The sequence below is a fragment of the Pseudomonas urmiensis genome (assembly GCF_014268815.2).
In the GTDB taxonomy this organism is placed as follows: domain Bacteria; phylum Pseudomonadota; class Gammaproteobacteria; order Pseudomonadales; family Pseudomonadaceae; genus Aquipseudomonas; species Aquipseudomonas urmiensis.
The window spans coordinates 3,301,843-3,320,760 of record NZ_JABWRE020000001.1 but is presented as its reverse complement, the minus strand read 5'-3'; the positions used below and the strand labels follow the sequence as shown (position 1 = coordinate 3,320,760).

The window sequence follows — 18,918 nt, the reverse complement described above, 5'->3', positions numbered from 1 at the left end:
TATGAGCATGACCCCCCCTGAAGCGCTGGTGGCGTGGATGGATAGAAACCCGTCAATGCTCAACTGGGACATGATCGCCTCCCAACCGCTTTCGCTACTTCAATACACCGTGCAACAGCAAGAGTTGCAGCGATTGGCGGAGCAGACTGTCGCATTCCTCAGTGGCCAAGCGTTACGTCAAGAAGATGACTCTCTGCATGAGTTGGATAACTACATTGTCCGCCTCACGGATGTACATATTAAGGCGAACGGCTATGAGCGGCCTATGCTCCATGTCCGGTTGAGCCTGGAGGGCGGTAGCTATGTGAAATCCAGTTATCTGGGTGAGGTGATGAGTATAGCGGTGCATGATACGGTGAGTCGGCTGCAGGCCACGATGAACTTGCCGGTGCGCTCCGAGAACGGTCAAGTGGTGCTTGATCTTGGCCAGGGTCAGGACCATACCCTGGTGTTGAACAGCACTGCGGATATTGAATCGCTGGGCCCCCAAATGCTCAAGGCTGGCCTCGATGCCTTGGAGCCTGCGCAGCAGGTGCTAGCGCTTGCCGATGTTATGAGCAGCCAAGACAACCCGTTTCGCCAGGTATCGCAGGCCTTGCCTGCGGTGCAAGGGAGCGATGGGCTGACACCGGCGTTGCTGTTTTTCGTCAACTTTACTCACGGGGGAGAGGGGCGCGTGCCACAAGATGGCCTTGATTTCCCCTCATTGCTGGCGAACACTGCCGATGACAGGTATGCGAGCACTGCCATTCTCTCTTGGCGACTTTTGCATCGGGATGCCTACGCGCAAAGCATTTTGGGCGTCTTGCAAGGAGAAGAGTATCACTATGTTCAGAGCGACCCCCCAGAGAAAGGCCTGGGCAGTATGGAGGCACTGAAAGGGCAACTTTCGATCCCGGCAGGAAGGTGCGAGGGCTTGGGGTTGGAGATGTTGTTCGATGAGATTGTCGTGCCGGGGAGCGGCGGTAAGGCTGCACTCAAGATAGCATTCGCTGAGGAGCGCATCAGTCAAACGTGGCAGCCCAGCTGTACAGTGGAATATAAATACCGGCATGTGGGTGCAACAGAAGAGTGGCAGAGTAGCAAGATTACAGTTGAGCCTCGACTGGATTACGCATTTGAACTTGCAGCCGACGCCACGGCTGCGTTGACGGGGCGGCTGGACAGCATGGTAGAGCAAGCCGCTGCGAGCATAGATGACCAGTCCGTCCCGCCATCTACTCATGAAGACGCCATTAAAGCCCTTGCGGATTATGCGGTGCAAAGGGGGTTTTTGAACGCGCTATCCACCCGCCTGACCGCTCATATCGATAGGCAAATCCTACCGTGCCTGCGCCAGCCTGATGGGCGTTTTATTCAGCCTCTCGTCAGAAACAGAACGAACAATCTGTTGCTGATGGGCGGATTCACGTCTACGGATAGTTCGTTCCGAATAGTCGAGCAGAACGTAGAGTTATCAGCTGCGGCTCAAACTACATTCACCGTTGAGCCGCCAAGCAACGGCGTGAAATGGAGCATCGAACCCTTGCCGGGAACTACAGGTGAGATGGGTACAATCAATGAAGCCACAGGTTATTACCAGGCGCCAGCTGCGGCGGCGCTGGGGGGTAAAAACCTGATGGTTCGGGTCGTTGCAAAACTTGCCGATGCCGATGCCGATGCCGAGCAGCGTAGCGAGTCACTGGTCATGGTGATAGGGCATTCGCTGGATTTCAATCCGAAGTTCGCCACCTGTTTTAGCGGTACTTCGCTCCAGTTGCGTGCGGATCTGCTGGAAGACCCCAGCATGGCCGCTGAAGAGCTGGAGTGGCAGGTGCTGACGGACGGTGCGGGCAGTGGAACCATCTCAAGCTCGGGGACTAACAGCGCTATCGCTGACTACCAGGCGGCGCCAGCCCCTGATGATGTGAGGTATGTAATCGACCAAATACAGGTCACGGGTAAAACTTCAGGGCGTACTGCAACTGGGTATGTCTTGGTAACGCATAAGGAACCCGATTTGCATTTGTCCGTGGATGAGCAATGGGCAGGAGCGGGGTTGAAAATCGAAGCGAGGGTGGCAGGGAGCCCAAGTCCTCTACCTGAAGTGGAGTGGATACTGCCCCTGGAAGGAACCGGCCAGATAGATTCAGGGGGAGTCTACACGCCACAGGGAGACGCACGTTTTGTCGTCATCCTGGCGAAAAAACAAACGTCTACCAGAACCTATGGGGGCAGCCTGACCCTTCCTTTGCCCTTGAGTAGTTTTGCTGAATTACGCAAAGCCCAAATAGCACGGGCCACCCTCAAATGGGAGGCAAAAGATGAAGAGGGCGCCTAGTCGAGCAAGCGTGATGGCGACCGGTTGAAGTGATCATTGCAACTGCTGGATCGAAACGAGGGCCGCTAAGCGGCCCCCTGCGATCAGCGTATCTTATCCGTCCCTGGTAATAACTGGTCTTTATCGAAGGCATCCACATCAATGACCGCACGTCGAGCGGATTCAGCATCGCTTAGCTGCTGTCCTTGCGTCTCCTGCAACACGCCAGCCTCGATTGCAGCCTCGATCACCGAGCGCCCGGCTTGAGCCTGCACTGTTCCCTCTCGAGTAGCCTGATGCAGGGTCTTGCGAAGCGGCGCAGTTTCGTCCAGCAAGTCACAGGCCCTTTGCAATGCCGCCACCGGATCACCTTCGGCCTGTGGCCGGAAGCAGCCTGCCAACAGCTCCTCCAACGCCGGATCCCCCTTGCTGCGCCCAATCAACTGTGCAACCTCGGCATCCAACTCATCACTTGGCCCGGTATGCCGACGTCCAAACGGGAACACCAGCACGCGTAGCGCACAGCCGATAAACCGGTTGGGGAAGTTGTCTAGCAGCTTATCCAGCGCCTGCTCTGCTTTACCCAGGCTCTCTTCCATCGCCCAGCGCAACAACGGCTGCATGTGCTCCGGCGACCCCAGGTCGTGGTAACGCTTGAGCGCGGCCGAGGACAAGTACAGGTAACTCAGTACATCCCCCAGGCGCGCGCTGAGGCGTTCACGACGTTTCAAGGCGCCGCCCAGCAGCATCATCGACAGGTCTGCCAACAAGGCGAAAGCCGCAGCCTGGCGGTTCAATGAGCGGAAGTAACCTTGACTCAAAGCATCGCCCGGCACCCGTTCGAAGTGGCCCAGGCCCAAGCCCAGTACCAGGGTGCTGGCGGCGTTACCAGCGGCGAACATGATGTGCTTGAGCAGCAGCTCGTCAAACTCCTTGAGTGCCTGATCGCGGTCTTCGCGCCCGGCCAGGGCCATTTCCTTGAGCACGAACGGGTGGCAGCGGATCGCCCCTTGGCCGAAGATCATCAGGTTGCGCGACAGGATGTTGGCGCCTTCTACCGTGATGAAGATCGGCGCCCCTTGCCAGTTGCGGCCCAGGTAGTTGTTCGGGCCCATGATGATGCCCTTGCCGCCGTGCACGTCCATCGCGTGCTGGATGCACTCGCGGCCGCGTTCGGTCAGGTGGTACTTGAGGATCGCCGACAGTACCGAAGGTTTTTCGCCCAGGTCCACGGCCTTGGCAGTCAACAGGCGGGCGCTGTCCATCAGCCAGGCGTTGCCGCCGATGCGCGCGAGCGATTCCTGGATGCCTTCGAAAGCGGCCAGCGGTACGTTGAACTGTTCGCGGATATTGGCGTATTGGCCGGTCACCAGGCTTGTGTACTTGGCCGCCCCCGTGCCGACTGCCGGCAGGGAGATCGAGCGGCCCACCGACAGGCAGTTCATCAGCATCATCCAGCCTTTGCCGAGCATTTCCTGGCCGCCAATCAGGAAGCTCAGCGGCACGAACACGTCCTTGCCACTGTTGGGGCCGTTCATGAACGCCGCGCCCAGCGGTAAGTGCCGTTTGCCGATCTCGACGCCCGGTGTGTCGGTGGGGATCAACGCCAGGCTGATGCCCAGCTCTTCTTGTTCGCCCAGCAGGTGCTCGGGGTCGTAGGCCTTGAACGCCAGGCCCAGCAGGGTGGCGATGGGGCCCAGGGTGATGTAGCGCTTCTCCCAGTTCAGGCGCAGGCCGATCACCTCTTCGCCTTGCCATTGGCCTTTGCAGATGATGCCGGTGTCGGGCATGGCACCCGCGTCGGAGCCGGCCAGCGGACCGGTGAGGGCGAAGCAGGGGATCTCATCGCCACGGGCCAGGCGCGGCAGGTAGTGGTCGCGCTGCTCATCGGTGCCGTAGTGCAGGAGCAGCTCGGCCGGGCCCAGGGAGTTGGGCACCATGACCGTGGAGGCCAGGTCGCCGCTGCGGGTGGCCAGCTTCATCGCGACTTGGGAGTGGGCATACGCCGAGAAGCCTTTGCCGCCGTATTGCTTGGGGATGATCAGGGCAAAGAAACCGTGCTCTTTGATGAACTGCCAGGCTTCTGCCGGCAGGTCCAGGTCCTGGCCGATCTGCCAGTCGCTGACCATGGCGCACAGTTGCTCGGTGGGGCCGTCGATGAACGCTTGTTCTTCGTCGGTGAGCTTGGGCGCAGGGTAGTCGAGCAGGGTGTTCCAGGCGGGACGGCCGCTGAACAGCTCGCCATCCCACCACACGGTGCCAGCCTCGATCGCCTCGCGCTCGGTCTGTGACATCGGCGGCAAGGTGCGCTGGAACCATTTGAAGATCGGGCCGGTGAACACCTTGCGGCGCCAGTCGGGCAGCACCAGCAGCGCGGTCTTGGCGGCCAGTACCAGCCAGATCAGCGTCAGCAGCCAGCCTGGGGCGCTGCTGAAAATGCCCATCAGCAGCGTGTAGGCGGCGATGATGCCAAGTATCTGCAAGGGCGGCAGGCGCCGATGGGTGAGATACGCCGCGCCGATCACCAGAACTACCAACCACAACAGCAACATAATCCTTCCTCCTTGGAACCTTGGGCGTGGGCCGAACCCACAGAGCTTAGACGGCATCCGGCGAACGGCCTTGTCAGATCAGTGACAGGGTGTGGCGGCAGGAGTTCGCCGGGGGTTGTCAGGGTATGTGTCTGGATTGCCTGGGCTGGCTTGTCCCGCGCTGAGGCCAGTACAGACGATCAAGCTGTGGAGTAAACTGCCGAATTCGCGCATTCATAAGGACGTTGTCATGCTGAAGATCTGGGGTCGCAAGAATTCGAGCAATGTACGCAAGGCGTTGTGGATCGCCCACGAGCTGGGCCTGGACTTTGAGTCGATCGACGCCGGCGGCGCCTTCGGTGTGGTCAACGACCCCGAGTACCGCTCGCGCAACCCCAACGGCCTTGTGCCGATGCTCGAAGATGGCGACCTGGTGCTGTGGGAGTCGAACGCCATCGTGCGCTACCTCTGCGCCGAGTACGGCCGCGAGCAGGGCTGGTATCTGGACGACCCGCGCCAGCGCGCCCTGGCCGATAAGTGGATGGACTGGACCACTTCATCCTTCGCCACGCCTTTCCGCCCGCTGTTCTGGGGCCTGCTCCGCACCCCCGAGCAGCAGCGCGACTGGGTCGCGATCAATGCCGCGCAAAAGGCCTGCGCCGAGCTGCTGTCGATTGCCGACCAGACCTTGGCCAGGCAACCCTACCTCTCCGGTGAGCAGATCGGCATGGGTGACATTCCGCTGGGCAGCTTCGTCTACGCCTGGTTCGAAATGCCCATCGAGCGTCCGCACATGCACCACCTACTAGCCTGGTACCAGCGTTTGCAAGAGCGCCCGGCGTACCAGGCGGCGGTGATGACTGCGCTGACCTGATCGAACACCTGCACTATTTCGATAGTCACTATCAATACACATGACTGTACTTGTGCGGCCAGGCCTTGCACCATGGCCGCACTCACTGCGCCAGTGACCTGATCTGGCGTGTCCTGAACCTCTTCGCATGGTACGTGACCCGCTATGAGTTCTGCCCTGTCCATAAGACAGCTGACCAAGACCTACGGCAATGGCTTCCAGGCCCTCAAGGGCATCGATCTGGATGTCGCCGAAGGTGACTTCTTCGCCTTGCTCGGCCCTAACGGCGCCGGCAAATCCACCACCATCGGCATTCTCTCGACCCTGGTCAACAAGACCAGCGGCACGGTGAATGTGTTTGGCCATGACCTGGACCGCGAGCCTGCCGCGCTCAAGCGCTGCCTGGGCGTGGTGCCGCAGGAATTCAACTTCAACCAGTTCGAGAAGACCTTCGACATCGTCGTCACCCAGGCGGGCTACTACGGCATCCCGCCCAAGCTTGCCAAGGAGCGTGCCGAGCAGTACCTGACCCAGTTGGGGCTGTGGGACAAGCGTGATGTGCAGTCGCGTTCGCTGTCCGGTGGCATGAAGCGCCGCTTGATGATCGCCCGCGCGCTGATCCACGAGCCGCGTTTGCTGATTCTCGATGAGCCAACCGCAGGGGTGGACATCGAGTTGCGTCGCTCGATGTGGAGCTTCCTGACTGAGCTGAACCAGAAAGGCATCACCATCATCCTCACCACCCACTACCTCGAGGAAGCCGAGCAACTGTGCCGCCATATCGGCATCATCGACCACGGCACCATCGTCGAGAACACCAGCATGCGCAAGCTGCTGAGCAAATTGCATGTGGAAACCTTCGTGCTCGACCTCAAGCAGGATCTGGCCGTTGCCCCCAACTTGCAGGGCTACCCGTGTCGGCTGATCACGCCGCATACCCTGGAGGTGCAGGTGGATAAGGATATTGGCATCACCGCGCTGTTCGGCCAGTTGGCCCTGCAGAACATCGAAGTGCAGAGCCTGCGCAACAAGACCAACCGACTTGAGGAGCTGTTTGTGTCCCTGGTGGAGAAGAACCTGTCGAAGGTGGCGGTATGAATGTGGAGCTGCGCACCAACTGGGTGGCCCTCAATACCATCGTCTACCGCGAAGTCCGGCGCTTCTTGCGCATCTGGCCGCAGACCTTGCTGCCGCCGGCGATCACCATGGTCTTGTACTTTGTGATCTTCGGTAACCTGATCGGCCGGCAGATCGGCGATATGGGTGGCTTCACCTATATGGAGTACATCGTCCCCGGGCTGATCATGATGTCGGTGATCACCAACTCCTATGGCAACGTGGTGTCGAGCTTTTTCGGCAGCAAGTTCCAGCGTTCGATCGAGGAGTTGATGGTTTCGCCGGTGTCGCCACACACCATCCTCGTCGGTTATGTGCTGGGCGGGGTGTTGCGTGGTCTGGCAGTGGGAGTGATCGTGACCATCCTGTCGCTGTTCTTCACCCATCTGCAAGTGCATCACCTGGGCGTCACCGTGGTGGTGGTGTTGCTCACGGCAACCATCTTCTCGCTGCTGGGCTTCGTCAACGCAGTGTTCGCGCGCAACTTCGATGACATCTCGATCATCCCGACTTTCGTGCTGACGCCGCTGACCTACCTGGGCGGGGTGTTCTATTCGATCAACCTGCTGCCGCCATTCTGGCAGACCGTGTCGTTGGCTAACCCGGTGCTGCACATGGTCAACTCGTTCCGCTATGGCATTCTAGGGGTGTCGGATATCAGCATTGGTACGGCGATCACCTTCATGCTGGTTGCTACCGCAGTGCTGTATACCCTGTGCATCCGCTTGCTGGTCAGCGGCCGCGGCATGCGTGCATGAAGCCTTGAGTTTGCGCCGGCGCCACTGCCGGCCAACCCACCAGCGCCAATAGAACATGGTGATGAAGTAGGCGGCGATACCGAGTACCACGCCGCAGACCACCGAACCGAGCAGAAACGGCTGCCACAAGGTCGACAGCTGATCGGTGATCCACTCGAAGGTCAGGTCGTCGGGCAGGGTGCGCGGTGGCGTCTGCAACAGCCAGGCGCCGGTCATGTAGGTGACGAAGAACACCGGTGGCATGGTCAGCGGATTGGTCAGCCAGACCAGGCTCACCGCGATTGGCAAGTTGCCGCGCAGGGGAATGGCCAGGCTGGCGGCCAGCAGCATTTGCATCGGGATAGGGATCAACGCCGCGAACAGGCCTACACCCATGGCCCGTGCCACTGAATGGCGGTTCAGGTGCCAGAGGTTGGGATCGTGCAGCAGTTTTCCGAAGAAGCGTAAGGATTTGTGTTCCCGAATGCTGGTCGGATCCGGCATGTACCGTTTGAAGAGGCGGCGCGGCATGTAGGCTCCCCGGGTTTGAAGGGGGTCAGTATGCCTTGATTCCCTGACTGGCTTGTTCAGAGTTTGTGACAATTGTTGAGCAAGATTAGGCGCCAATTGCGCTATTGCTGTGCAGGCTTATCGGCTTGCGGAGCTCTACCTCATGCGCACAGGGATGTTTGCGCTCGCCGCGGGGTTGTTGGCCCTGCGTTTTCTTCCGGTTCTGCCATCGGTCGGATGGCTGCTGATCCTGCTTTTGCTTGGGCTGGGCTGCTTGCGTACGCGCGTTTGGCCGCTGGGTTGGCTGCTGCTGGGCTTTTGCTGGGCGTGTTGGTCGGCGCAGCAAGCGCTGGATGACCGTCTGGCGGCCACTCTGGATGGCCGCACCTTGTGGCTGGAGGGCAGGGTGGTGGGGCTGCCAGCACAGACTGGCCGAGGCGTGCGTTTTGAGCTGGATGAGGCAGTGTCGCGCCGGGCTGATCTGCCCAAACGCCTGCAGTTGAGCTGGTTTGCCGGACCGCACGTGCAGGCCGGCGAGCGTTGGCGCCTGGCCGTTACACTCAAGCGCCCGCATGGCCTGCTCAACCCCCATGGGCCAGACCGCGAAGCGACGCTGTTGGCTCGCAGGATCGGTGCGACCGGCACAGTCAAGGCCGGGCAACTGCTGACGCCAGTCTCCGGCGGCTGGCGCGACAGTCTGCGCCAGCGCTTGCTGGCTGTGGATGGCCAGGGCCGCGAAGCCGCTTTGGTCGCGTTGGTGCTTGGTGATGGCTCGGGGCTGGCGCGCGAAGACTGGCAGGCCCTGCAGGCCAGCGGCACAGTGCATTTGCTGGTGATTTCCGGGCAGCACATCGGCCTGGCTGCGGGGCTGATGTATGGGCTGGTGGCGTTCATGGCCCGTTGCGGCGCCTGGCCGCATCGCTGGCCGTGGTTGCCCTGGGCCTGTGGCCTGGCAATGGCGGCAGCATTGGCGTATGGCTGGCTGGCGGGTTTTGCGGTGCCGGTGCAGCGCGCTTGCCTGATGCTCGCGGTAGTGCTGGCCTGGCGCTTGCGCTTTCGTCATCTGGGCACCGGCTTGCCGCTATTACTGGCGTTGTGCGGCGTGTTGCTGATCGAGCCGTTGGCCAGCCTGTTGCCAGGGTTCTGGCTGTCGTTTGGAGCGGTGGCGGTGCTGGTCTACTGCTTCGCTCACCGGCTCGGTGGTTGGCGACCTTGGCAGGCCTGGACCCGGGCGCAGTGGGTGATCGCTGTGGGCCTGCTCCCGGCATTGCTGGCGGTGGGGCTGCCGATCAGTGTCAGCTCACCTGTGGCCAATTTGCTGGCTGTACCCTGGATCAGCCTGCTGGTCCTGCCTTTGGCGTTGCTTGGCACTGTTCTGCTGCCTGTGGCGGGGGTAGGCGAGTCGCTGTTGTGGCTGGCTGGCGGGCGGGGCGCTGGAGTGGCTGTTTCGCGCGCTCGGCCACCTGGCCCACTGGCAGCCCGCCTGGATACCTCGACCCTTGCCGCTGATCGCTTGGCTGCTGGTCGCCAGCGGCGCCTGGCTGGTGCTGCTGCCGCGTGGCTTGCCGCTGCGAGGCTTGGGGGCCGTGATGCTGCTGGCGCTGTGGGCGCCGACGGAATCCGTGCCGCATGGCCAAGTGCACGTGCTGCAACTGGATGTCGGGCAAGGGCTGGCGATACTGCTGCGTACCCGCCAGCACACCCTGCTCTACGACGCAGGTCCCGCGCAAGGCGGAAGCGATCTGGGGCAGACGGTAGTGCTGCCCACCCTGCGCAAGCTGGGGGTGGATCAGTTGGACGTCATGCTGATTAGCCATGCCCATGCCGATCATGCAGGTGGTGCGTTGGCTGTTCACCGCGGCCTAGCGATTGCCCGGGTGCTGGCCGGGGAGGCCGCTGAGCTGCCAGCGGCATTGCAGGCGGACATGTGCCTGACGGGCGAGGGCTGGGAGTGGGATGGGGTGAGTTTTTCGCTCTGGCATTGGCCCGAGGGGCCGGGGAGCAACGAGCGCTCTTGCGTGCTACTGGTCGAGGCCAATGGCGAGCGGCTGCTACTGGCCGGGGATATTGAAGCCGGGGCCGAACGGGCCTGGCTGGCGGCCAATGGCCAGACGCGGGTCGACTGGCTGCAATCGCCGCATCATGGCAGTCGCAGTTCTTCCACTGAACCGTTCATCCGCGCCACGGCGCCGCGTGGGGTATTGATTTCGCGGGGGCGGTACAACGGGTTCGGGCATCCGCATGCGCAGGTGATCGAGCGTTATCAGCGGCATGGGGCGGTGATTCACGACACGGCGATCGAGGGGGCCCTGAGTTTGCGCCTGGGTAGCTTTGGCGGTGTAGAGGGGCAGCGGGGGCAGCGGCGGTTCTGGCGTACTGGGGATTGAGTAGAGCATAGGCTGGGCCGACCTCTTCGCGGGGCAAGCCCGCTCCCACGGTGCCTGTGGTTGGTTAGCGTCGGGGGAGGGGATGCGCTGCTGCGCATTGCGACCTCCGGCAGATGAGGCGACTTGCGTCCTATGTTAGAGTGGCGGCCTTTTTCCGAGGGGATGCTTACTGTGTGGGAATTGGTCAAGTCCGGTGGTTGGATGATGCTGCCGATCATTCTGAGCTCCATCGCCGCCATGGCGATCGTCGCCGAACGCCTGTGGACCCTGCGCGCCAGTCGCGTGACCCCGCCGCACCTGCTCGGCCAGGTATGGATGTGGATCAAGGACAAGCAGCTCACCAGTGACAAGCTCAAGGCCCTGCGCGCCGATTCGCCATTGGGCGAGATCCTTGCCGCAGGCCTGGCCAACTCGCGCCATGGCCGCGAGATCATGAAAGAGTGCATCGAAGAGGCCGCCTCGCGCGTCATCCATGAGCTGGAGCGCTACATCAGCACCCTGGGCACCATCGCTGCGATGGCGCCGCTGCTCGGCCTGCTCGGCACGGTACTGGGCATGATCGATATCTTCAGCGCCTTCATGGGCTCGCAGATGACGGCCAACGCCTCGGTGCTCGCCGGCGGTATCTCCAAGGCCCTGGTCACCACGGCTGCGGGCCTGATGGTCGGTATCCCGGCGGTATTCTTCCACCGCTTCCTGCTGCGTCGTATCGATGAGCTGGTGGTGGGCATGGAGCAAGAGGCGATCAAGCTGGTCGAGGTCGTGCAGGGCGACCGCGAAGTGGAAGTGGCTGGAGGCAAGGCGTGAAGTTTCGGCGCAATCGCCAGCGCGAGAACGTCGACATCAACCTGGCGTCGTTGATCGACGTGGTGTTCGTGCTGCTGCTGTTCTTCGTCGTCACCACCACCTTCACCCGCGAGAACCAGCTGCGCGTCGAGCTGCCGGAGGCCACCACGGCTGCACCGCCTAGCCCCGACGAGGGCAAGCGGGTGGACATTACCATCAGCGCCGACGGCGTGTATTCGGTGAACAACCACCTGCTGCCCAAGAGCGACCTGGCGACCCTGACCGAGGCGCTGCAGCAGGAGTCCGGTGGCGACACCCAGTTGCCGCTGTCGATCAGTGCTGATGGCAAGACGCCGCACCAGGCTGTGGTTACCGCAATGGATGCTGCCGGCAAGCTCGGTTTCAGCCAGCTGCGCATGACCACCGTCGAGGCGGCGCCGGGGACGCCCTGATGTCCTTCGCCGATCGTCTGCTGGAGGCCTGGTATGCCGGACATCCGGCCTTGGCCCTGTTGCGCCCACTGGAGGCGCTGTACCGGCGCGTAGTGCTGCGCAAGCGTGCGCGCTTTCTCAGCGGCGAGAGTGCCAGCTACCGCGCGCCGGTACCGGTGATCGTGGTGGGCAATATCACCGTTGGCGGTACCGGCAAGACGCCGATGATCCTCTGGCTGATCGAGCACTGCCGCCGTCAGGGGCTGCGGGTTGGCGTGGTCAGTCGCGGTTATGGCGCCAAGCCTGCGCAGTTGCCCTGGCGGGTCGAGGCGACTCACAGTGCCGAGCAGGCAGGCGACGAGCCGTTGCTGATCGTCCAGCGCACCGGCGTGCCGCTGATGATCGACCCTGACCGCTCCCGCGCCGTGCAGGCGCTATTGGCCAGCGAGCCGCTGGACCTGATCTTGTGTGACGACGGCATGCAGCATTATCGCCTGGCCCGCGACCTTGAGCTGGTGCTGATCGATGCTGCACGTGGCCTGGGCAATCGCCGCTGCCTGCCGGCAGGCCCGCTGCGTGAGCCGGTCGAGCGTCTCCAAGACGCGGATGCCGTTCTGTACAACGGCGCGAGCGGCGACCGTGATGGCGGTTTTGCCTTCCAGTTGCAGCCCTCAGCGCTGATCAACCTGCACAGCGGCGAGCGCCATTCGCTTGAGCATTTCCCGCCCGGCCAGGCCCTGCACGCGGTGGCTGGTATTGGTAACCCACAACGTTTCTTCAACACCCTGCTGGGGCTAAACTGGCAGCCTGTGCCGCATCCTTTCGCCGACCATGCGCAGTTCTCTGCCCAGGCGCTGACGTTCAGCCCGGCTTTGCCGCTGGTAATGACTGAAAAAGATGCGGTGAAGTGCCGGGCGTTCGCCGCTGACGATTGGTGGTACCTGGCGGTCGAAGCGCAGCCTTCGCCAGCCTTCGTCGGTTGGTTCGACGCTCAGCTCGACCGGTTGCTGCCTGCGCGCCGTCAGCCCTGAGCCCTATTCATTTTTCCGGCCACTGGCCTCAAGGAAGCTTCCATGGACACCAAACTGCTCGACATCCTGGCCTGCCCGATCACTAAAGGCCCGCTCAAGCTCAGCGCCGACAAGACCGAGCTGATCAGCAAAGGCGCAGGCCTGGCTTATCCAGTGCGTGACGGCATCCCGGTCATGCTGGAAAGCGAAGCGCGCACCCTGACTGACGACGAGCGTCTGGACAAATGAGCCTGAATTTCACCGTGGTGATCCCCGCTCGCCTGCGCTCGACGCGCTTGCCGGGCAAGCCATTGCTGCCGATCGCCGGCAAGCCGATGGTCCAGCACGTGTGGGAGCAGGCGCGTAAGAGCGGTGCCAGCCGCGTGGTCATCGCCACTGACGATGCCAGCATCGTCGAGGCGTGCCAGGCGTTCGGCGCCCAAGTGCTGCTGACGCGCGCCGATCATGAATCCGGCACCGACCGTTTGGCCGAAGTTGCCGCGCACCTGGGGCTGCCCAGCGATGCCATCGTGGTCAACGTGCAAGGTGACGAGCCGCTGATTCCGCCAGTGATCATCGATCAGGTGGCGGCCAACCTGGCGGCGCACCCTGAGGCGGGCATCGCCACCCTGGCCGAGCCGATCCATGAGCCGCAGACGGTATTCAACCCCAACGCGGTCAAAGTCGTCAGCGACAAGCATGGCCTGGCCTTGACATTCAGCCGCGCGCCGCTGCCCTGGGCGCGTGACGCCTTCGCCAAGGATCGTGAGCAGCTGCCTGAGGCAGTGCCTTATCGTCGCCACATCGGCATGTACGCCTACCGCGTGGGCTTCCTGCAAGACTTCGTTAGCTGGGGCCCGTGCTGGCTCGAGCAAACCGAGGCGCTGGAGCAGCTGCGGGCGCTATGGCATGGCGTGCGCATTCATGTCGAGGACGCCATCGAGGCGCCTGCCGTGGGTGTCGATACCCCTGAAGACCTGGAGCGCGTTCGGCGCTTGCTGGAGGCTTGATGCGCGTTCTGTTCGTCTGCCTGGGCAATATCTGCCGTTCGCCAACGGCCGAGGGCGTGTTACGCCATCAATTACAGGTTGCCGGCCTGGCTGACCAGGTCCATGTAGCGTCTGCCGGGACGGGCGACTGGCACGTGGGCAAGGCGCCCGACGCGCGTACCTGCCGTGCAGCGCTAAGCCGCGGTTACGACCTGTCGGCGCAGCGTGCCCAGCAGGTCAGTGCACGCCATTTCGCCGAGTACGATCTGGTGCTGGCCATGGACAAGAGCAACCTTGCCCATTTGCAGGCGTTGCGCCCGCACGCGGCAAGCGCTGAGCTCGATCTGTTCCTGCGCCGCTATGGCGCAGCGCTGGACGAAGTACCCGATCCGTATTACGGCGGCGCCGACGGCTTCGAGCAGGTCTTGGACCTGATCGAGGCGGCCTGCCAGGCGCTGGTTGTGGAAATCAAGGGGCGGCTATGACGGCGCAGTGGCAGGAGCGGGTTTCGCTCAAGCCGTTCAACACCTTCGGCATCGACGTCAAAGCGCGCTATTTCACTCAAGCGCACAATGACGATGACGTGCGTGCGGCGCTGGCCAATGCGGCGCAGCGGCACGTTGCCGTGCTGGTGATTGGTGGTGGCAGCAACCTGTTGCTCACCCATGACATCGACGCCCTGGTGCTGCATATGGCCAGCCGTGGTCGCCGGGTGCTGAGCGAGCAGGGCGATCGGGTGGTGGTCGAGGCCGAGGCTGGCGAGCCCTGGCATGCTTTCGTGCAGTGGAGCCTGGAGCAAGGCCTGAGCGGCCTGGAAAATCTCAGCCTGATCCCTGGCACCGTAGGCGCTGCGCCGATGCAGAACGTCGGTGCCTATGGAGTGGAGATCAAGGATGTGTTCGCAGGGCTGACGGCGCTGGATCGCCAGACCGGCGAGCTGCGTGATTTCGGCCTTGAAGAATGCGCATTCGGCTATCGCGACAGCTTGTTCAAGCGCGAGCCGGGGCGTTGGCTGATCCTGCGGGTACGCTTTGCCCTCGATCGCACGCTGCGGGCGCACCTGGACTACGGGCCGGTGCGTCAGCGTCTGAGTGAGCAGGGCATCGAGCAGCCCACTGCCCAGGCGATCAGTGATGCGATCTGCAGTATTCGTCGCGAGAAGCTGCCGGATCCGCTCGAACTGGGCAATGCCGGCAGTTTCTTCAAGAACCCGGTGGTCAGTGCTGCCCTGACTGAACAGATCCGTGCGCGCTATCCGAGTGTGGTGGCTTATCCCCAGGCCAATGGCCAGGTGAAGCTGGCTGCGGGCTGGTTGATCGAGCAGGCGGGTTGGAAGGGGCATCGTGAGGGTGACGCGGGCGTGCATCGTTTGCAGTCGCTGGTGCTGGTCAATTATGGCCAGGCGACCGGGGTGCAGCTGCATGAGCTGGCGCGCAAGATCCAGGCGGATATTCTCGAACGGTTTGGGGTTGAGTTGGAGATGGAGCCAAACCTGTATTGATGGCCTGCCTGTGATGGCCTCATCGCGGGGCAAGCCCGCTCCCACGCAAACGATTCGATTGCGACGGGGTACGTGGGAGCGGGCTTGCCCCGCGATAAGGCTTTTACAGGCAGCACATTACCAAAAGCCATGAAAAAGCCCCGCCAGTTCACACTGGCGGGGCTTTTTCATTCAGCCGTTGCAATCAACCGTGATGAGGCTTCTGCTCTTCGGTTGTTTCCAGGGCTTCAGGTTGCGCAGCTTCAGCAGCCTGTGCGGCGGCAGCGGCAGCAGCGGCGGCCTCGGCTTCACGCTTGCGGCGACGCACTTCACGTGGGTCGTTTGGCGCGCGGCCGTTAGGCAGCATTACCGGTGCTGGTTCGGCGGCAACCGGTGCTGGCTCGACAACCTCAGGCTTGGCTTCGACAGCCGGAGCAGGCTGCTCAGCTACTGGCGCCTCGACGGGTGCGACCGGTGCAGCTTCGGCAACTTCCGGCGCTTTCTCGGCTTCACCCGATTCAACCGCTGGAGTTTCGATCGCTACAGCCTCGACAGCAACTTGTGGCTCAGCAGCTTCAGCGACAGGCGCTTCAACGACAGCTTGCGGCACCACTTCGACAACTGGCTCGGCGCTCGGCTCGACCACGGCTACCGGCTCGCTGAACGGCTGCTCGACCACAGGTGCGGCGGCAACGGTTTGTTCTACCTGGGCGTTAGGCTCAGATGGCAGGGCGATGACTTCGCCTGTCGCAGCCTCTGGGGCCTCGGCAGTGGCGATTTCAGCCTGTTGATTGGCCTGGGCCTCAGCTTCAGCGCTGATGTTGCTGGTGGCAACGGCAGCGGTGACGGCCAGGCCAGCTGCCAGTTCGGCACCCAGTTCGGTCGCTTGGTGCTGCTGTGGCTGCTGCTCATCAGTGGCTTCTTCATCGCCATCGATCAGCTCGCCATTGGCATTGCGCTGACGTTCGCGACGGTTGCTGCGACGACGCTGGCCACGGGAACGACGACGTGGACGCTCGCCATCGGCGCCTTCCAGTTGCTCGTCCTGCAGCAGCTCTTCGTTTGGCAGTTGCTCGTCGGCGATTTCCGCTGCCTGCTCGGCGGCTTGTTCGGCAGCGCGCGGCTGGCGTTCTTCACGAGGAGCGCGTTCTTCACGCGGTGCACGCTCTTCACGCGGTGCACGCTCTTCACGAGGAGCACGTTCTTCGCGCGGTGCACGCTCTTCACGAGGAGCACGTTCTTCGCGCGGTGCGCGCTCTTCACGAGGAGCACGTTCTTCACGAGGAGCACGTTCTTCGCGCGGTGCGCGCTCTTCACGAGGAGCACGTTCTTCGCGCGGTGCACGCTCTTCACGAGGGGCGCGTTCTTCGCGTGGTGCGCGCTCCTCACGAGGTGCACGCTCTTCACGAGGAGCGCGTTCTTCGCGGGCAGCCGGTGCGGCGTCCAGAGGTTCGCGCAGTTCGCGAACTGGGCGTTCCTCACGGTTGCCGCGGCGGTCCTGGCGTGGAGCGCGTTCTTCGCGAGGTGCTCGCTCTTCACGTGGGGCGCGTTCCTCACGCGGTTGACGCTCTTCGCGCGGGGCGCGCTCGGCACGTTCTTCGCGCGGTTTGCGGTCTTCATCGCGGCGGCCGTTGCGGTTGCGGCTCTGCTGGCGACCGTTGCGACGCTCTTCGTTGCGCTGTGGGCGCTCGGTAGCAGGCTTCTCGGTGGTGGCAGCGGGTGCAGCGACAGGCTCGTCCTTGCCTGCGAACAGGCTGACCAGCGACTTGACCAGGCCTTTGAACAGGCTTGGCTCAGGCGCATTGGCAGCTGCTGCGGCGGGGGCGGCGGGCTGTTCTGGTGCGGCGGCAGGAACCGGAGCGTTGGTGCGGGCCGGGGCCGTCTTGACCGCTGCTTCCTGGCGAACCAGGGTGCGAGTGGCGGCGGTCGGTTGCGGCGCTTCCTCGGTTTCGGTGGCAGCGATTTCGTAGCTGGACTGGTTGGTCAGCACGTCCGGATTGTCGTCGCGCAGGCGCTGGACTTCGAAGTGCGGGGTTTCCAGGTGATCGTTCGGCAGGATGATGATCCGTGCGCGCGTGCGCAATTCGATCTTGGTGATCGAATTGCGTTTCTCGTTGAGCAGGAACGCGGCGACCGGGATTGGCACCTGGGCACGCACTTCGGCAGTGCGGTCCTTCAGGGCTTCTTCTTCGATCAGGCGCAGGATTGCCAGCGACAGCGACTCGACGTCACGGATGATACCGGTGCCCGAGCAGCGTGGGCAGACGATGCCGCTGCTCTCGCCCAGCGATGGGCGCAGGCGCTGACGGGACATTTCCAGCAGGCCGAAGCGCGAAATGCGGCCAACCTGGACGCGGGCGCGGTCAGCTTCAAGGCACTCGCGCACACGCTCTTCGACGGCGCGCTGGTTCTTGGCTGGGGTCATGTCGATGAAGTCGATGACGATCAAGCCGCCGATATCACGCAGACGCAGTTGACGGGCGATTTCCTCGGCCGCTTCCAGGTTGGTCTGCAGGGCGGTTTCTTCGATGTCGCTGCCTTTGGTAGCGCGCGCCGAGTTGATGTCGATGGACACCAGGGCTTCGGTCGGATCGATCACGATCGAGCCGCCGGAAGGCAGGTCGACTACGCGCTGGAAGGCGGTCTCGATCTGGCTTTCGATCTGGAAACGGTTGAACAGCGGTACGCTGTCTTCGTACAGCTTGACCTTGCTGGCGTACTGCGGCATCACCTGGCGGATGAAGGTCAGGGCTTCTTCCTGGGCATCGATGCTGTCGATCAGCACTTCGCCGATGTCCTGGCGCAGGTAGTCGCGGATCGCGCGGATGATGACGTTGCTTTCCTGGTAGATCAGGAACGGCGCAGTGCGGTCCAGCGAGGCTTCTTTAATTGCGGTCCACAGTTGCAGCAGGTAGTCCAGGTCCCACTGCATCTCTTCGCTGCTGCGGCCAAGGCCGGCAGTGCGCACGATCAGGCCCATGTCGCCCGGCACGGTCAGGCCATTGAGGGCTTCGCGCAGTTCGTTGCGCTCTTCGCCTTCGATGCGACGGGAAATACCGCCTGCGCGGGGGTTGTTCGGCATCAGTACCAGGTAGCGGCCAGCCAGGCTGATGAAGGTGGTCAGGGCGGCGCCTTTGTTGCCGCGCTCTTCCTTCTCGACCTGGACGATGACTTCCTGGCCTTCGCTGAGCACTTCCTTGATGTTGACGCGGCCTTCAGGGGCCTTTTTGAAGTACTCGCGGGAGATTTCCTTCAGCGGCAGGAAGCCGTGACGGTCGGAGCCGAAGTCGACGAAGGCGGCTTCGAGGCTGGGCTCGATCCGGGTGATCTTGCCTTTGTAGATGTTGGCCTTTTTCTGCTCACGGGCGCCGGATTCGATATCCAGGTCGTAGAGGCGTTGGCCATCCACCAGGGCTACACGCAACTCTTCGGGTTGAGTTGCGTTAATCAGCATTCTTTTCATGTTGTACCGTCGGTTTCCGGGCTGCCGGAAACGGCGTTCGGCACACACGACTTCTCATGGTCGGTGCCAAGGTGCGCAAAGGGTAGCGAGCCACCCCCGTGTCGGCGACATTCGGCACCAGCCGGTTGCCCAGCCTGCCGTGGTCGCGACGACGCGTCCTGTTGCTGCGGTGCCAAGTGCACTCAGTCAGGAGGAGGAATCAGCCATTGAATCGTGGACGCCCGTAGGCATCTGGAGAACATCGAGGCTCGCTCGCCGGGCCATTACAGAGGGCCGGTGGCCGAACGCCGTGCTACACGATCCGGGAGGCTGTACATCTCCACCCT

Annotated in this window: 14 protein-coding genes and 1 pseudogene; 12 read left to right on the top strand and 3 right to left on the bottom strand. The window is 62.7% G+C overall.

What is annotated here, in order from left to right:
• Position 1 precedes the first annotated feature (1 nt).
• The gene (locus HU737_RS14975) at positions 2 to 2,320 is read left to right on the top strand and encodes a hypothetical protein (protein WP_186556952.1); all 2,319 of its coding nucleotides are present in this window, start codon (positions 2 to 4) and stop codon (positions 2,318 to 2,320) included.
• Between the two features lie 83 nt (positions 2,321 to 2,403).
• Here HU737_RS14975 and HU737_RS14970 read toward each other — a convergent pair whose 3' ends face one another.
• A complete protein-coding gene (locus HU737_RS14970) occupies positions 2,404 to 4,851 on the bottom strand; it encodes an acyl-CoA dehydrogenase (protein WP_186556951.1) in 2,448 nt (815 codons plus the stop codon).
• Between the two features lie 229 nt (positions 4,852 to 5,080).
• On the opposite strand from HU737_RS14970, the gene HU737_RS14965 reads away from it, so the two are divergent.
• The 3 genes from HU737_RS14965 (at position 5,081) to HU737_RS14955 (ending at position 7,557) form a co-directional block, all read left to right on the top strand.
• A complete protein-coding gene (locus HU737_RS14965) occupies positions 5,081 to 5,704 on the top strand; it encodes a glutathione S-transferase (RefSeq protein ID WP_186556943.1) in 624 nt (207 codons plus the stop codon).
• Positions 5,705 to 5,848: 144 nt separating this feature from the next.
• The gene (locus tag HU737_RS14960; RefSeq protein WP_186556941.1) at positions 5,849 to 6,781 is read left to right on the top strand and encodes an ABC transporter ATP-binding protein; all 933 of its coding nucleotides are present in this window, start codon (positions 5,849 to 5,851) and stop codon (positions 6,779 to 6,781) included.
• Entirely contained in the window at positions 6,778 to 7,557 is a 780-nt protein-coding gene (locus HU737_RS14955) for an ABC transporter permease (RefSeq protein ID WP_186556939.1), read from the top strand. The genes HU737_RS14960 and HU737_RS14955 overlap by 4 nt, the downstream gene beginning before the upstream one ends.
• Here the strand turns inward: HU737_RS14955 and HU737_RS14950 are convergent.
• Positions 7,441 to 8,067, bottom strand: coding sequence for a DUF2062 domain-containing protein (locus tag HU737_RS14950; protein ID WP_186556937.1), 627 nt, complete (start codon positions 8,065 to 8,067; stop codon positions 7,441 to 7,443). The genes HU737_RS14955 and HU737_RS14950 overlap by 117 nt on opposite strands.
• 142 nt (positions 8,068 to 8,209) lie before the next feature.
• On the opposite strand from HU737_RS14950, the pseudogene HU737_RS14945 reads away from it, so the two are divergent.
• The 8 genes and pseudogenes from HU737_RS14945 to murB all read left to right on the top strand — a co-directional run bounded on the left by HU737_RS14945 (position 8,210) and on the right by murB (position 15,150).
• A pseudogene (locus HU737_RS14945) lies at positions 8,210 to 10,433 on the top strand (DNA internalization-related competence protein ComEC/Rec2).
• A gap of 171 nt (positions 10,434 to 10,604) precedes the next feature.
• Complete coding sequence (locus HU737_RS14940) at positions 10,605 to 11,240, top strand: MotA/TolQ/ExbB proton channel family protein (RefSeq protein ID WP_186556935.1); 636 nt, start codon at positions 10,605 to 10,607, stop codon at positions 11,238 to 11,240.
• The gene (locus HU737_RS14935; RefSeq protein WP_186556933.1) at positions 11,237 to 11,671 is read left to right on the top strand and encodes an ExbD/TolR family protein; all 435 of its coding nucleotides are present in this window, start codon (positions 11,237 to 11,239) and stop codon (positions 11,669 to 11,671) included. Before HU737_RS14940 ends, HU737_RS14935 begins: the two co-directional genes overlap by 4 nt.
• Positions 11,671 to 12,681 carry a tetraacyldisaccharide 4'-kinase gene (lpxK, locus tag HU737_RS14930; RefSeq protein ID WP_186556931.1) on the top strand — a complete coding sequence of 337 codons (1,011 nt, stop codon included), beginning with the start codon at positions 11,671 to 11,673 and terminating at the stop codon, positions 12,679 to 12,681. The genes HU737_RS14935 and lpxK overlap by 1 nt, the downstream gene beginning before the upstream one ends.
• A gap of 42 nt (positions 12,682 to 12,723) precedes the next feature.
• Positions 12,724 to 12,909 (top strand): Trm112 family protein, encoded by a 186-nt coding sequence (locus HU737_RS14925; RefSeq protein WP_028633616.1) that lies wholly within the window; start codon positions 12,724 to 12,726, stop codon positions 12,907 to 12,909.
• The gene (gene kdsB / locus HU737_RS14920; protein ID WP_186556929.1) at positions 12,906 to 13,670 is read left to right on the top strand and encodes a 3-deoxy-manno-octulosonate cytidylyltransferase; all 765 of its coding nucleotides are present in this window, start codon (positions 12,906 to 12,908) and stop codon (positions 13,668 to 13,670) included. The genes HU737_RS14925 and kdsB overlap by 4 nt, the downstream gene beginning before the upstream one ends.
• Positions 13,670 to 14,134, top strand: a complete 465-nt coding sequence (locus tag HU737_RS14915) for a low molecular weight protein-tyrosine-phosphatase (protein WP_186556927.1) — start codon at positions 13,670 to 13,672, stop codon at positions 14,132 to 14,134. Before kdsB ends, HU737_RS14915 begins: the two co-directional genes overlap by 1 nt.
• Positions 14,131 to 15,150 (top strand): UDP-N-acetylmuramate dehydrogenase, encoded by a 1,020-nt coding sequence (gene murB / locus HU737_RS14910; protein WP_186556925.1) that lies wholly within the window; start codon positions 14,131 to 14,133, stop codon positions 15,148 to 15,150. Before HU737_RS14915 ends, murB begins: the two co-directional genes overlap by 4 nt.
• Positions 15,151 to 15,334: 184 nt before the next feature.
• Here murB and rne read toward each other — a convergent pair whose 3' ends face one another.
• Positions 15,335 to 18,592 carry a ribonuclease E gene (rne, locus tag HU737_RS14905; protein WP_186556923.1) on the bottom strand — a complete coding sequence of 1,086 codons (3,258 nt, stop codon included), beginning with the start codon at positions 18,590 to 18,592 and terminating at the stop codon, positions 15,335 to 15,337.
• Between the last annotated feature and the right edge of the window lie 326 nt (positions 18,593 to 18,918).